General features: G+C 57.4%; 11 protein-coding genes. 8 read left to right on the top strand and 3 right to left on the bottom strand.

Annotation, left to right across the window (positions count from 1 at the left end; translation table 11 throughout):
- Nucleotides 1–4: 4 nt before the first annotated feature.
- Both AC2FIS_RS01690 and AC2FIS_RS01685 read right to left on the bottom strand, forming a co-directional pair.
- Nucleotides 5–1,675, bottom strand: coding sequence for a flotillin family protein (locus AC2FIS_RS01690; RefSeq protein ID WP_496771740.1), 1,671 nt, complete (start codon nt 1,673–1,675; stop codon nt 5–7).
- A gap of 34 nt (nt 1,676–1,709) precedes the next feature.
- Complete coding sequence (locus tag AC2FIS_RS01685) at nt 1,710–2,465, bottom strand: OB-fold-containig protein (RefSeq protein ID WP_496771739.1); 756 nt, start codon at nt 2,463–2,465, stop codon at nt 1,710–1,712.
- A gap of 217 nt (nt 2,466–2,682) precedes the next feature.
- Between AC2FIS_RS01685 and metG the strand changes: the two genes are divergently transcribed.
- The 3 genes from metG (at nt 2,683) to AC2FIS_RS01670 (ending at nt 9,012) form a co-directional block, all read left to right on the top strand.
- The gene (gene metG, locus AC2FIS_RS01680; protein ID WP_496771738.1) at nt 2,683–4,428 is read left to right on the top strand and encodes a methionine--tRNA ligase; all 1,746 of its coding nucleotides are present in this window, start codon (nt 2,683–2,685) and stop codon (nt 4,426–4,428) included.
- 276 nt (nt 4,429–4,704) lie between these two features.
- The gene (locus tag AC2FIS_RS01675; protein WP_496771737.1) at nt 4,705–5,871 is read left to right on the top strand and encodes an efflux RND transporter periplasmic adaptor subunit; all 1,167 of its coding nucleotides are present in this window, start codon (nt 4,705–4,707) and stop codon (nt 5,869–5,871) included.
- 3 nt (nt 5,872–5,874) lie between these two features.
- Nucleotides 5,875–9,012: an efflux RND transporter permease subunit gene (locus tag AC2FIS_RS01670; RefSeq protein WP_496771736.1), complete on the top strand. Its 3,138-nt coding sequence runs from the start codon at nt 5,875–5,877 to the stop codon at nt 9,010–9,012.
- 48 nt (nt 9,013–9,060) lie between these two features.
- Here AC2FIS_RS01670 and glpD read toward each other — a convergent pair whose 3' ends face one another.
- Entirely contained in the window at nt 9,061–10,653 is a 1,593-nt protein-coding gene (glpD, locus tag AC2FIS_RS01665; protein WP_496771735.1) for a glycerol-3-phosphate dehydrogenase, read from the bottom strand.
- Between the two features lie 193 nt (nt 10,654–10,846).
- Here glpD and AC2FIS_RS01660 point away from each other — a divergent pair, with 193 nt between their 5' ends.
- From AC2FIS_RS01660 to AC2FIS_RS01640, 5 genes are all read left to right on the top strand, one after another.
- Entirely contained in the window at nt 10,847–11,608 is a 762-nt protein-coding gene (locus AC2FIS_RS01660) for a DeoR/GlpR family DNA-binding transcription regulator (RefSeq protein ID WP_496771734.1), read from the top strand.
- Between the two features lie 115 nt (nt 11,609–11,723).
- Nucleotides 11,724–11,879 (top strand): DUF5993 family protein, encoded by a 156-nt coding sequence (locus AC2FIS_RS01655; protein WP_199528470.1) that lies wholly within the window; start codon nt 11,724–11,726, stop codon nt 11,877–11,879.
- A 9-nt stretch (nt 11,880–11,888) separates the two neighbouring features.
- Nucleotides 11,889–12,458, top strand: coding sequence for a disulfide bond formation protein B (locus AC2FIS_RS01650; RefSeq protein WP_496771733.1), 570 nt, complete (start codon nt 11,889–11,891; stop codon nt 12,456–12,458).
- A 34-nt stretch (nt 12,459–12,492) separates the two neighbouring features.
- Complete coding sequence (locus tag AC2FIS_RS01645) at nt 12,493–12,855, top strand: DUF3302 domain-containing protein (RefSeq protein WP_113788976.1); 363 nt, start codon at nt 12,493–12,495, stop codon at nt 12,853–12,855.
- Between the two features lie 21 nt (nt 12,856–12,876).
- Entirely contained in the window at nt 12,877–14,022 is a 1,146-nt protein-coding gene (locus tag AC2FIS_RS01640) for an HlyD family secretion protein (RefSeq protein ID WP_496771732.1), read from the top strand.

Below are 14,022 nucleotides of genomic sequence, written 5' to 3'. Positions count from 1 at the left end.
TCGATTAGTGTTCTGTCCGCGATCCTTCTTCGATCACGCCGCCTTCTTCGGCAGGTTCAACCGTCGATTCAAGCGCACCGTTGACGACACCCCCGACACCGTTTTCCATCGACAGGCCAAGCTCTTCGCCCAGCTTCTTGAGCGCGGGCATCTGCACCGCCATTCCCATGATCGAGTCCAGCGCCTGGTTGACGACCGGCTTGTCACCGTTCGATGTGCCGCCGCCATTGGTGCCACCGATACCGCCAACCTGATGGATCTTGATCGAGTCGATCTTCTCAGCCGGTTTGACCATTTCCGCGATGATCGACGGCATGGTTTCGATCCGTGCCAGATCAACCTTCATGCGGATCTGATCCACTGACAGCACGTTGTCTGCTTCGACGATCGCACGCTTACCTTCGGCTTCGGCCAGCATGTCATTCTTCTTGGCCTCAGCCCGAATGTTCAGAGCGTCCGCTTCGGCCTGCGCCTCTTCACGGCGGGCCTCGGCGCGGTCAGCGGCGGCTTCTTTCTCAGCCTGTGCAGCCAGTCGGATTGCCGTCGCCTGACGCTCGGCCTCGCGGGTGGCTTCGATCAGCGCGATCTGCTTGATACGCTCGGCCTCGGCCACCTTCTGCGCGGTCGCCACGGCTTCGGTCGCTTTGGTTGCCTCGGCACGGGCCAAATCAGCAGATGCACGCGCGCGGCTTTCCTCTTCGGATTTCTGCGCGATGATGATCTGCCGCTCTTGCTCGGCGACTTCCAGTTCCCGCTCTTTCGATATCTCGGCTTCGCGGATTTTGCGCTCACGCTCAATGTCTGCGGCGCGAATGGCTTCTTCACGGGCGATCCGTGCGCGTTCGGTTTCACGTACCGAGTCTTCGGTCCGGGCTGCAACCTCGGCCTCTTGCGCGACGCGCAGCGTTTCGATCTGCTGCGTCTGCTCGATGCGCGCCTGCTCTTCGTCCTTTTCAATCAACAGCTTCTGACGCTGAGCTTCCATCGCTGCACGGCGCACTTCGACCTCGGCATCGGCATCAATCTGCGCACGCTCTTTCTTTGAGGTCGCAATCACCTCGGCCAATTTGCGCATACCCACAGCGTTAAAGGCGTTGTTCTCGTCCAGCGCCTCAAACGGCGTCTGGTCCAATGCAGTCAGCGAAACAGATTCCAGGGATAGACCGTTCTTTAGAAGGTCTTCGGACACCGCATTCTGCACCTCTTGCACAAAGTCAGCGCGGTTTTCGTGCAGACCGTCCATCGTCATCTGGGCCGCAACAGCGCGCAGACCGTCGATCAATTTGCCTTCGATCATTTCCCGTAGCTGTTCGACGTCGAATGTACGGTCGCCAAGGGTTTGCGCAGCACGTGCGATGCCCTCTTCTGTCGCCATGACCGAGACGTAGAACTCGACGCCCACGTCCACGCGCATCCGGTCCTTGGTGATCAGAGCGGCCTCTCCGCTGCGCTGAACCTCAAGGCGCAGGGTTTTCATGTTGACGGGGCTGACTTCGTGCAGCAACGGCACGACGATGACGCCACCATCCATGATGACTTTCTTACCGCCAGCACCGGTTTTCACCAGGCTGATCTCTCGGGTCGCGCGGCGGTAAAGACGGCCAAGCACAAGGCCGATAAACAAAACTACTGCCAGAATGGTCACAACTGTGACGGCTAGGAATGTAAGTTCCATGCAAAATCCTCCGTGATGGGGTTAGAAATTTTGGTTATTCAGACATGCCGACCAGAACGAACCGGTCGCGCCGTCGGTCGCGCAGCACAAGCACATCGGTGCCCTGCTCAAGCGTGTCCTTGTCCTGCAACGGCTCGGCGCGCAGGTAGTGGGTATTGCCAAATCGATCCATGACGCGCACCTCGGCGGGGCGTCCGCGCGAAGCGGTGCCTTGGGTGATCACGCCGCGGCGACGGGCGAGCAGGCGCTCCGACATCGCCTCGGTTTCTGTCTTGGGCAGCAGACGAGCAAAGATGCCGCCAAAGCCACGTGCAAACCACAGGCCAAAGGCACCGGCGGGAATCGCGGCCATCCAAGGCGGAAGGTCAAAGCCTAACAGGTCGCGCAGCGTCAGTTGCAGGCCCATACCGGACAAACCGAAGCCTGCCAGCAGAACCACCAGCCAGATCATGAACGGTACTTTGCCGATCCCCAGCCACGCTAAAGGTCCCGCAGAGACCGCGCCTGGCGCGTCTGCCTCGATCTCGGCGAATTCGAAATCGCCCAGATCCATGTCGGCATCAATATCCAGACCGAAATCACCGACATCCAGATCGGGGGCATCCACAACATCCAGATCGACATCGCCCTCGCCCGCCATAAGGCTTCCACCCAGGACCAATGCGATCAGTTCCAGCACAAGCAGGCCGAACAGAAGCGCAAGCGCCAAAGTGAAGGGTACAAATGCACCCTCAAGCAGAAAGTCGAACATCAGTTGTTTGCCCTCGTTATTGTATACTGTGGTATACATGATAGATGGGAAGTCATTGCGGAAATTCAAGAGTTTGTGATTCTAATTTACAACTCTGAGGTATTGCATGCGGAGAATACGATGCAATCCAAGGCTGCAACTCAGGCCGATTTTCCCAGCGACCCGTGCCTAAAATGACGTCCGAACCAAAGCCGGGGTTTTGCTGGCCGGTTACATAATGTAGACGGGCGCGCAGACAGTTACGCGGAAACGGAACATGGCTCGGATTCTCATCACCTCAGCGATCCCTTACATCAACGGGATCAAGCACCTCGGTAACCTGATCGGCTCGCAATTGCCGGCTGATCTGTACGCACGCTACCTGCGTGGCCGGGGGAACGAGGTTATGTTCCTTTGCGCCACGGACGAACACGGCACACCTGCCGAGCTGGCCGCAGCGAAAGCGGGCAAGCCAGTGGCTGAATATTGCGCAGATATGTACGAGGTTCAGGCCGACATCGCCAAGCGTTTTGGTATGAGTTTCGATCATTTTGGCCGTTCGTCCAGCGAGCAAAACAAGACGCTGACCCAGCATTTCGCCGGGAAGCTGGACGATGCAGGGCTGATCCGCGAAGTCAGCGAAAAACAGGTCTATTCGAACGCCGATGGCCGCTTTCTTCCTGACCGCTACATTGAAGGTACCTGCCCCAATTGCGGTTATGAACGTGCGCGGGGCGACCAGTGTGAAAACTGCACCAAACAGCTGGACCCGACCGATTTGATCGAGCCGCGCTCGGCCATATCCGGATCGACCGATCTGGAGGTGCGCGAGACCAAGCACCTGTACCTGCGTCAATCTGCGATGAAAGATCAGCTGGACGCGTGGATCGACAGCAAGAAAGATTGGCCGATCCTGACCACCTCGATTGCCAAGAAGTGGCTGCATGACGGTGATGGCCTGCAGGATCGTGGCATCACCCGCGATCTGGATTGGGGCGTTCCGGTCAAGAAGGGCGATCAGGACTGGCCCGGTATGGAGGGCAAAGTCTTCTACGTCTGGTTCGACGCGCCGATCGAATACATCGCCTGCGCAAAGGAATGGGCGGATGCCAACGGCAGGACCGACGCCGACTGGGAGCGCTGGTGGCGCACCGACAAAGGTGCGGACGATGTCCGTTATGTCCAGTTCATGGGCAAGGACAATGTGCCCTTCCACACCCTTTCCTTCCCGGCAACGATTTTGGGCACCAACACCTACAACGAAGAATCTGGGTCATCCGAACGTTGGAAGCTTGTCGACTACATCAAGTCGTTCAACTACCTGAACTACGATGGTGGGCAGTTCTCGACCAGCCAGGGCCGTGGTGTGTTCATGGATCAGGCGCTGGAAATCCTGCCGGCCGATTATTGGCGCTGGTGGCTGCTGAGCCATGCACCGGAAAGCAGCGACAGCGAATTCACATGGGAGAACTTCCAACAGTCTGTGAACAAGGACCTCGCGGATGTTCTGGGTAACTTTGTCAGCCGCATCACCAAGTTTTGCCGTTCGAAATTCGGCGAGTCAGTTCCTGCAGGCGGCGCTTATGGCGACCGCGAACAGGCGCTGATCGAAGAACTGTCCAAACGCGTCCGCGCCTATGAAGGGCATATGGAGGCAATGGAGGTTCGCAAATCCGCGCAGGAACTGCGCGCGATCTGGGTTGCCGGAAATGAATACCTGCAGGCCGCCGCACCATGGTCGACTTTCAAGGAAGACCCTGAACAGGCCGCCGCTCAGGTACGTCTGGGCCTGAACCTGATCCGCCTCTACGCCGTTCTCAGCGCACCGTTCATCCCTGAAGCCTCGGCCAAGATGCTGAGCGCAATGAACACATTGGATACCAGCTGGCCGGACGATGTTGCGGCCGCGCTGGACGCACTGCCCGCCGGTCACGCGTTCACTGTGCCGGACGTTCTGTTCGCCAAGATCACGGACGAACAGCGTGAAGACTGGCAATCCAGGTTCGCTGGCCAGCGCGACTGATATTTTGGATCGCGACACCATAGTTACGGAGGCCATTTGGCCTCCGTTTTCTTTTGAAATGGGGCGAAAACCGGGTTTGGGCGTCAAAACTCCATAGGATCTTGGCGTAAGTCCGCCTGAAACCGAAATAATTTCCGGGCACATCACCCGGCCGACGCATTCAAGAAGCTTGAGATAAAGTTCCAAAACGGCCATCCTGCCAAGAAATCAGCACGACTCGTCGAGGCAACAGAGCTGCCTCGACGCAATATCCATAGGTCTAACGAGGCGCCCGCCATGTCCCTTGCATTAAAGAATTCCTTTTTCCGACACAGAGGTCCGGTCTTGGCCATCGCGGCACTGACCAGTTTGGGCGTCTCGTTCACGGCGCTAGCCCAGGATCAAAGCGACGCGCCGCCGCCGAAAGTGTCTATCGCAGCGGCCTATACCGAAGAAATTACCGATGAGGCCGTGTTCATCGGGCGCGCCGAGGCCATTAACAAGGTGGATATTGTCGCCCGCGTGAACGGCTTTCTTGAAACTCAGGATGTGGAAGACGGTGCGCTTATCAAAAAAGACGACCTGTTGTTCACCATCGAACCCGACCTTTATGAGGCGACCCTGGAGGCCCGGAAAGCCGATCTGGACCGGGCCGAGGCCAATCTGGAGCTTGCCAAGGTCGATCTGGCCCGAAAGGAAGAGCTGTACAAACGCGATGCCACCCCGGAGTCCGAGCGTGACATCGCCCGCGCCAATGAACTGGTCGCCGAGGCCGAGGTCAAGGCCGCTCACGCTGCCATCCAACAAGCGGAGTTGGACCTGAGCTATACTGAGATCCACGCGCCGTTTGACGGGCGGATTGGACGTGTGGAAACGAGCGTAGGCGACGTTGTGGGGCCGACAAATCCTCCGCTCGTCAATCTGGTAAGCGAAGCCCCTATCTATGTGAATTTCTCGCTGAACGAAAAGCAGTTCACCTCGGTTCTTGAGCAATACAACGAAAGCGCAGCGACGTTGGCGGAAAGCGATAAAAGCCCCAATGTGAATCTAACGCTGCCAAACGGAACCGACTTGGGTGAAACGGGAAAAATCGTATTTGTGGACAACCGCATCGACCCTCTGACAGGTGCGATCACCGTCCGCGCTGAGTTCCCTAACACCGATCGGTATATCATCGACGGCCAATTCCTGAGCGTTCAAATCGAAGCATTGGAGCCTACTCTTCAGGTGCTGGTGCCTCAGGCCGCATTGCAACGCGATCAGCGCGGTGAGTTCGTGCTGGTGGTGAATGACAAGCAGATGGTCGAACAGCGCTATATCACAACCGGCGACGTGGTTGGGACCGCGATTATTGTGACGGATGGCCTGCGCGAAGGCGAAAGCGTGATCGTTGAGGGCCTGCAGCGGGTTCGCCCGGGCGTTGCGGTGGATGCCGTCGTCGCCTCTGAACAGCCGGGAGAATAACGGATGTTCTCAGCCCTGTTCATTAGCCGGCCCAAGCTGGCCCTAGTTATTTCGCTTGTCCTGACGATTATGGGCGGCATCGGCTATCTGGTTCTGCCGGTCGCCCAGTTCCCGGACATTACGCCACCGGTGGTCAGCGTGACGACCACCTACACCGGGGCCAACGCCGAAACCGTGGAAAACACAGTCGCCGCCCCGATCGAGGCGCAGGTCAACGGTGTGGACGACATGATCTACATGACGTCGACCTCGGCAGACAACGGATCCTATTCGCTCAACGTCACGTTCGAAGTGGGCACCGACCCGGATATCGCCTCAGTCAACGTGCAGAACCGCGTGGCTCAGGCCATGTCGTCCCTGCCTGCCGAAGTGACCTCATCTGGTGTGGTCACTCAAAAAGCATCCACCAACATGCTGTTGCTGGTGACGCTGACCTCGCCGAATGAGACATATGACAGTGTCTTTCTGTCCAACTATGCCTCGATCAACCTGAAAGACGCGCTGGCGCGTGTTCAGGGTGTGGGTAAAGCCGACGTTCTGACCAATCTGGAATACGCCATGCGGATCTGGATGGACCCGGATCAGATGGCTGCTTTGTCCATCACACCCGGTGACGTGATCAATGCAATTCAGGAACAAAACGTCGAAGTTTCGGCCGGTTCCATCGGCGCTCCTCCGGTCCCGGAAGGGCAGACCTTTCAATACACGATCAAAACCAAGGGCCGCCTGACCTCGGCCGCAGAATTCGGCGACATTGTCATCCGAACCGGGGATGCCGGTTCAATCGTACGGGTCAAGGACATCGCGCGGGTTGAGCTGGGTGCGGAGTATTATGCGGCTTCGGGCTATTTCGACAGTGTCCCGGCCACGGTAATCGGCATTTATCAGGCACCTGGCGCGAATGCGCTGGCCGTGTCGGACCGTGTCGAGGCCGAGCTTGAGCGATTGTCCCGAACCTTCCCGACGGATGTGGAATACGCCGTACCTTTCAACACCACAGACTTTGTCAAACAGTCGCTGAATGACGTGGTCTCGACCCTGATCCTGACCTTCATCCTTGTGATCTCGGTGGTGTTTGTCTTCCTTGGAAGCTGGCGCGCGACGATCATTCCGGCGGTTGCGATCCCCGTGTCGTTGATCGGGACATTCGCGTTCTTGCTGCTTTTCGGTATGTCGCTGAACACGATCTCTTTGTTCGCGCTGGTGCTGGCCATCGGGATCGTTGTGGATGACGCGATCGTTGTGGTCGAAAACGTCGAACGGATCATCGCCGACGAAGGGCTTCCACCGGCTGAGGCAACGCGCAAGGCCATGGGGCAGATCACCGGTCCGGTGATTGCAACCACGCTGGTTTTGTTGGCGGTATTCGTGCCTGTCACCTTTATGCCCGGCATCTCGGGACGGCTTTATTCGCAGTTCGCCGTGACAATCTCGACCGCTGTTGTGATCTCGTCGATCAACGCGTTGACGCTGTCGCCCGCATTGTGCGGCTTGGTGTTGAAGGCACGCTCCGGTCCGCCCAAGGGGCTGTTGGCGGTGTTCGAAAACTTCATCGGCAGCGTTCGCAATGGCTATGTCGCCATCGTACGCAAATTGCTGATCCTTCCGATCATCGGTCTGGGGATTATTGTCGCGCTGGCCATGGGCACGGGCACGATCATGTCCAACACGTCCAGTGGCTTCCTTCCGCTGGAAGACAACGGATACCTGTTCGTGGATGTGCAACTGCCAGACGCTGCGACGTTGGAACGGACCGAAACGGTCACTGCACGTGTCGACGCACAGATCCAACAGATCCCCGGCGTCGCAAGCACAGTTCTGATCAACGGGTTCTCAATCCTGAACGGTACGACGACAAACGGCGCCGCGATCTTTGTGAACCTCGACAACTGGGATGAACGTAAAGAGGACGACCTGAGCGCTGATGCAATCCTGCAGAAAGTGCTGGCGATTGCCTATGGTGAAACCGCCGCATCGATAATCGCGTTCAACCCACCCCCCATTCAAGGCCTGGGCAACTCGGCCGGTGTGGAGATGGAAGTGCAGCAGACCGGAGGCGGTACGCCTCAGGATCTGGCGTCTGCAGTTGGTTCATTCGTCTATTCGGCCAACCAACGACCAGAAATCGGTCAGGCTTATACCACCTTCCGGGCCAACGTTCCTCAGTTGTTTGTGGATCTGGACCGCGAAAAGGCCAAGACGCTGCAAGTGTCCGTGGCCGAGGTGTTCCAGACGATGCAGGCGCAGTTGGGGTCATACTATGTGAACGACTTCAACCTGTTCGGGCGCGTGTATCGCGTGATGATCCAGGCCGACGGTTCTTATCGTGATAATGTCGACGATATCTCGAACCTATATGTGCGCTCGACCAAGGGTGAGATGGTGCCGTTGGGTACGCTCATCGACGTCGAAAACGTACTGGGCCCGGTCTTGCTGAAACGTCACAACCTGTTCCGTTCGGCGACCGTTACAGCGGTTCCGGCACCCGGGTTATCCACCGGTGACGCGATCACCGTCATGACCGAGGAATCCACGACCGCCCTGCCCCCGGGCTATGCCTTTGAATGGACCGGGACCGCGCAGCAACAATTGGCGACCGGTGGTCTGGTAGTGATCATCCTCGGTCTGGCGATCCTGTTCGGATACCTCTTCCTTGTAGGGCAATACGAGAGTTGGACCTTGCCCGTGTCGATCCTGTTATCGGTGATCGTCGCCTTGTTCGGGGCGGTGGCGGCCGTGGCTATCGTGGGCAGCGACATCAACCTCTATACGCAGATAGGGATGATCATGCTTGTGGGGTTGGCCTCGAAGAACGGCATCCTGATCGTTGAATTCGCGATGGAGCAACGTGCCAAGGGATTGTCGGTCAAAGACGCTGCAGCCGAGGCCGCCTTTCAGCGTTTCCGTGCGGTGATGATGACGGCCCTGTCCTTCCTGCTGGGTGTTGTGCCGCTTCTGGCGGCCAGCGGCGCGGGTGCCGCCAGCCAGAAAGCCATCGGTGTCGCCGTGTTCGGCGGGATGCTGGCAGCCACTCTGGTCGGCGTGATCCTAGTGCCGGTCCTTTACGCCCTGCTGCAGGGGATGCGGGAATGGATCAAGGGAACCAAAGACGATCCGGGCCCATCAGAAGAGGCCGCGTGACCCAGGACAACAGCCCCGCCAAACTGGCGGGGCTTTTTACTTTTTTGGTCAGGCGTTCACTGCGACGGGTTTGGTTTTGCTATCCATCCAGCCTTGAATGCCAGCGATCTGCTCGGCACTTAACCGCAGACCCATCTTGTTTCTGCGCCAGACAACATCTTCGGCCGTGCGCGCATATTCCTTATCCATCAGCCACGCCAGTTCCCGCGCGGTTAGCGTTGCACCGAAGTCCTCACCCAGATCCGATACGGACTTGGCGTCGCCCAAAATTGTCTTGGCCTCAGTGCCATAAGCGCGAACCAGACGTTGCGCCCAGACACGGTCCAGAAACGGGTAGTCGGCCAACAGTGCCTCGACCAAATCCGGTACGCCACCAACTGGAAAATCGCCGCCCGGAAGCGAAACGCCTGCAGTCCAGGGGCCGGGAAGATCGGGGAAATGCTCGGACACTTTGTCCATCGCACTCTCGGCAAGACGCCGATAGGTGGTGATCTTGCCGCCAAAGACATTCAGCACTGGCGCCCCACCCTGCGCGTCAACTTTCAGCGTATAATCCCGCGTCGCCGCAGTGGCGCTGCTGGCCCCGTCGTCATACAACGGACGCACACCAGAATAGGTCCACACGATGTCATCGCGCGTAACCGGTTTTTGGAAATACTTCGAGGCAAACGCGCACAGATATTCCTTCTCGGTCTCCGTACAGATCGGGGGCTCTGCCGGGTCTGGATGATCCTGGTCCGTTGTGCCGATCAGCGTAAAATCGCGCTCATACGGAATGGAGAAAATGATGCGCCCGTCTTCACCCTGAAAGAAATAGCATTTGTCGTGATCATAAAGCTTGGGCGTCACAATATGGCTGCCGCGTACAAGGCGCACGCCTTCGCGAGAGTCAACGTGGATCTTGTTCTGGATGATGTCCCCAACCCAAGGTCCACCTGCGTTGATTAGCATTTTAGCCTGCACCGTCTGCGTGTCGCCGCTCTGCTTATCGCGGATGGTAATTTCCCACAGATCATCGACGCGTTTGGCCGCCAGAACTTCGGTCCGTACCAGGATATTCGCCCCGCGTGCCTCGGCATCGCGGGCATTCAGCACAACCAGCCGTGAATCCTCGATCCAGCAGTCGGAATATTCGTAGGCTGTGTGGAACTTGTCTTGCAGCGGCTCGCCTTCCGGTGCGCTTTGCAGATCCAGTGAGCTTGTCCCCGGCAGGATTTTGCGCCCCCCCAGATGGTCATACATAAACAGGCCCAGACGGATCAGCCACGCCGGGCGCCGTCCCTTCATCCAAGGCATTACGGTGCTGAGAAGTCGCGAGGTCGGCGTTTCAGAATCGAACCGCATATCCTTGTGATACGGCAATACAAACCGCATCGGCCAGCTGATATGCGGCATCGCCCGCAGTAGTGTTTCACGCTCGATCAACGCCTCGCGCACCAGACGGAATTCGAAATACTCCAGATACCGCAAGCCGCCATGAAACAGCTTGGTCGAGGCCGATGACGTCGCCGAAGCAAGATCGTTCATCTCGGCCAATGTCACGGACAATCCGCGCCCGGCCGCATCGCGCGCTATTCCGCACCCGTTAATCCCACCACCAATGATGAAAAGGTCCGTGACCTTGTCCGTGTGCCGTTCCATGTCCGGATGATTCTCTTTGTTGGAAAAACCGGGCTCATTAACCCGATGAACGCGCGTTTCGTCAATGTTTACTTTCGTTTTTTTTCGTTTTATCACTACAAATCGAAGTGTTTCAAAAGTGTGGCCAAACAGATCTCTTGGAAACCCTTCGAAATTAGAACAAAAACGAACCCACACCGTTTCGGAGAAGAATATGTCCCTTTCCTTTCGTCAGTCAGACATCCTGAACATCGCCAGACAGGATGGCCGTGTGATGGTGGATGACCTAGCCGCTCAGTTCGGGGTCACGGTTCAGACCATACGCCGCGACCTGTCTGAGCTGGCGGATCTGGGGAAACTGGACCGGGTGCATGGCGGGGCCGTCATTCGCTCGGGCGTTTCCAATATTGGCTATGAGGATCGCCGCGCCCTGAACGATGAGGCCAAAGCGCGCATTGCGTCGGCCTGTGCCCTAGACATCCCGGACGGCGCGTCTGTTTTCATGAACATCGGCACCTCGACCGAGGCGGTTGCGCGCCAATTGGTGAACCACAAGGACTTGATGGTCGTCACCAACAACATGAATGTCGCCAATATTCTGGCCGAGAACGCGGATTGCGAAATCGTCGTCGCGGGCGGTGTCCTGCGCAGGTCGGATGGCGGGTTGGTGGGTAATCTGACAGTCGCGACCATCCGGCACTTCAAGTTCGATTATGCGGTCATCGGCTGCTCGGCACTTGATGCCGATGGCGACCTACTGGATTTCGACTTTCAAGAGGTCCAGGTAAGCCAGACGATCCTGGCCCAGACACGGCGCACCTTTCTTGTGGCCGATCATTCAAAGTTTCAGCGTGCAGCCCCCGCGCGTATCACCTCGTTGGCTGAGATCGACACGTTCTACACCGATCGGCCTCTGACGGACCGGCTAAGCAAGAGGTGTCAGGCGTGGAAGACCGATCTGCGCGTGTGCCAATAACCCCCTAAGTAGTTCTCCTAAAAGGTGAACTTGGCAAGAGTCTTCTTGCCAGACCTCCCTGCGCCTGACAGTATCGCCGCATTGCGTTCGTTGCACGGAAGGGGAGAACCGGGCCATGATAGCGCTTTTATTTGCGTTACTTACAGCCACCATGGGGCTGAATTATTTTCGACAAACAACGGCAGCCAATGCGCTGTTTTTCTTCACGCTGGCGTTGAGTGTGTACTGGCTGAAATTCCACGCTACCAGCCAACTGACAATCCAGTTGTAGGGGGCGATGATGACACCAGAATTATCCCGAACCCTGAACGCCACCGGCATGCTGGCCGTCAGCCTTGTACTGCTGTTGGCCTTTGTTTACCAACTGGCGCTTTACGAGCTGCCCTGTCCACTTTGCCTGCTGCAACGCGTTGGCTTTGTCGCCGTGGGCGTTGGGCTGGGCTTGAACCTGCTATACGGCGCGCGGCCGCAACACTATGCGATGATGTTAATCGCAGCGCTTTATGGCGGCAGCGTATCGGTGCGCCAGATCCTTCTGCATATCGTTCCGGGCACGGGTCATTACGGCTCGCCCGTGTTGGGGTTGCACTACTACACTTGGGCCGCCATTTGCTTTTTCCTGATCCTGTTGGGCACCGCGGTTATGCTGCTGTTTGATCGCCAATATGCTGACGATACTTCGGACCAGCCGCGCTTTGGTGGAAGCACCTTGGCCAAGGTGGCCTTCTTCATCATGCTTGGTCTGGCTGTTCTGAATGCCGGTTCTACGCTGCTTGAATGTGGCCCCGGCATTTGCGCCGACCCGCCAACCAGCTACAAATTGATTGACGAACTGGGCACCAACAACTGAGGATGGGGAAACCTTCCCGAACGGAGGCACGAAGATGGGGTTACTTGGGCAGCCGCTTGGCTATTACGACTACCTGACATTTGTTGCGTTGATTTTGCTGCTGGCCGCCGTCATGGCGCTGTTTCTATTCGTAATGGGACTACCGGGCCGCATCGCAATTAAACGCAATCACCCTCATGCCGAAGCGATTAAGATCATGGGCTGGATGGGATTTCTCGCCATCGTGCCTTGGGTTCATGCTTTCATCTGGGCGTTCCACGATGGAACCGTGGTAGATATCCGCCGTATGCCCGATGATGAGCGTGAAGCGGTTCGCAAAGAAATCAAGCGTTTGGGTGGTGAGTTGACGGAAGAATACCGCGACCCGCTGGATCCGGAAGAAACACAAAAGAGCTAACGCCAAAGGAAACTACAAAATATGTTTGTCGCCGTCGGCATTACGCTTTTCTATATCATTTTTGTCTGGCTTATTTTCTTCAAGTTCCAGTGGCTGAAGTTCAGCATCACGTGGGGCATCGTATCCTTCTGGGTCGGTGCGCACCTGCTGTTGATCTTTCTTGTCGCCCTTCGGTTCTTTCAGCCGTTCTCCATTGACAGCCACGTGGTCCGCTCAACCATCCAAATCGTGCCACGGCTGACCGAGCCCACAATCCTGACTGAGGTGCTGGTCGAACCCAATACCGAGGTCAAGAAGGGCGATCCGCTGTACCAGTTTGATGACACCGTGTTCGCGCTGGAGGTTGAAGGAGCCACAGCGCAGCTGGTTGCGGCCGAGCAAAACGCCAAGATCCTTGAACAAGACGTCATTGCCGCCGGGGAAGCCATTGAGCGTGCCAACGCGCAACTTGCCTACGCACAGACGCAGCAAGCCCGATACGAAAACCTCGTACCCGCAGGTGGTGCGCGGCAGGACGAGCTAGATCGCTGGAACGAACAGGTGACTGAGGATCAGGCGCAGGTCAAAGAGGCCACGGCAAATCTGGAAAAGGCACAGCTTGCGCTAGATTCCCAGATTGACGGCGTGAACACCGGCATCCTTCAGGCCCAGGCGCAGTTGGACAAGGCCCAGTACTTTCTGGACAACACAACGATCTACGCCCCCGAAGACGGCATGATCGTGTCCCAACAGGCGCGTCCCGGTCTGGTCGTCGGCGATATCCGTCTGGGCGCCATTGCCAGTTTTGTCACCAAGGATAACCCCTATATTCTTGCGACCTACCGACAGCAGAACCTGAAATTTGTCGAGGTTGGCCAACCCGTTGAAGTTGCCCTTGATCTGTATCCGGGTGAAATCCTGACCGGCAAGGTCGAGGCAATCTGGTGGGCAACCCGACAAGGTCAGTACTTGCCGTCTGGCCGCCTACCCGGGTTTGAGCTGCCAAAACTGCCTGGACGCATCGCGGTTCAGATTTCGGTCGATATCCCCGACGGACATACCTTCCCGGCCGGTGGTCACGCGGCCGTGGCGATTTATACCGGTCAGGGCAAAAGCTTTGAGTTCCTGCGGCGGATCAACATTCGTCTCTATTCCTTCGCCAACTTCATTCGACCATTGGATATCTAA

The sequence above is a fragment of the Ruegeria sp. CDSB113 genome, from assembly GCF_059611045.1.
This window is presented reverse-complemented; position numbering and strand designations above follow the sequence as displayed.

Excerpts from the sequence above, each read along its gene's own strand:
- AC2FIS_RS01690 (WP_496771740.1), bottom strand. The coding sequence starts at position 1,675 with ATGGAACTTACATTCCTAGCCGTCACAGTTGTGACCATTCTGGCAGTA.
- AC2FIS_RS01685 (WP_496771739.1), bottom strand. The coding sequence starts at position 2,465 with ATGTATACCACAGTATACAATAACGAGGGCAAACAACTGATGTTCGAC.
- metG (WP_496771738.1), top strand. The coding sequence starts at position 2,683 with ATGGCTCGGATTCTCATCACCTCAGCGATCCCTTACATCAACGGGATC.
- AC2FIS_RS01675 (WP_496771737.1), top strand. The coding sequence starts at position 4,705 with ATGTCCCTTGCATTAAAGAATTCCTTTTTCCGACACAGAGGTCCGGTC.
- AC2FIS_RS01670 (WP_496771736.1), top strand. The coding sequence starts at position 5,875 with ATGTTCTCAGCCCTGTTCATTAGCCGGCCCAAGCTGGCCCTAGTTATT.
- glpD (WP_496771735.1), bottom strand. The coding sequence starts at position 10,653 with ATGGAACGGCACACGGACAAGGTCACGGACCTTTTCATCATTGGTGGT.
- AC2FIS_RS01660 (WP_496771734.1), top strand. The coding sequence starts at position 10,847 with ATGTCCCTTTCCTTTCGTCAGTCAGACATCCTGAACATCGCCAGACAG.
- AC2FIS_RS01655 (WP_199528470.1), top strand. The coding sequence starts at position 11,724 with ATGATAGCGCTTTTATTTGCGTTACTTACAGCCACCATGGGGCTGAAT.
- AC2FIS_RS01650 (WP_496771733.1), top strand. The coding sequence starts at position 11,889 with ATGACACCAGAATTATCCCGAACCCTGAACGCCACCGGCATGCTGGCC.
- AC2FIS_RS01645 (WP_113788976.1), top strand. The coding sequence starts at position 12,493 with ATGGGGTTACTTGGGCAGCCGCTTGGCTATTACGACTACCTGACATTT.
- AC2FIS_RS01640 (WP_496771732.1), top strand. The coding sequence starts at position 12,877 with ATGTTTGTCGCCGTCGGCATTACGCTTTTCTATATCATTTTTGTCTGG.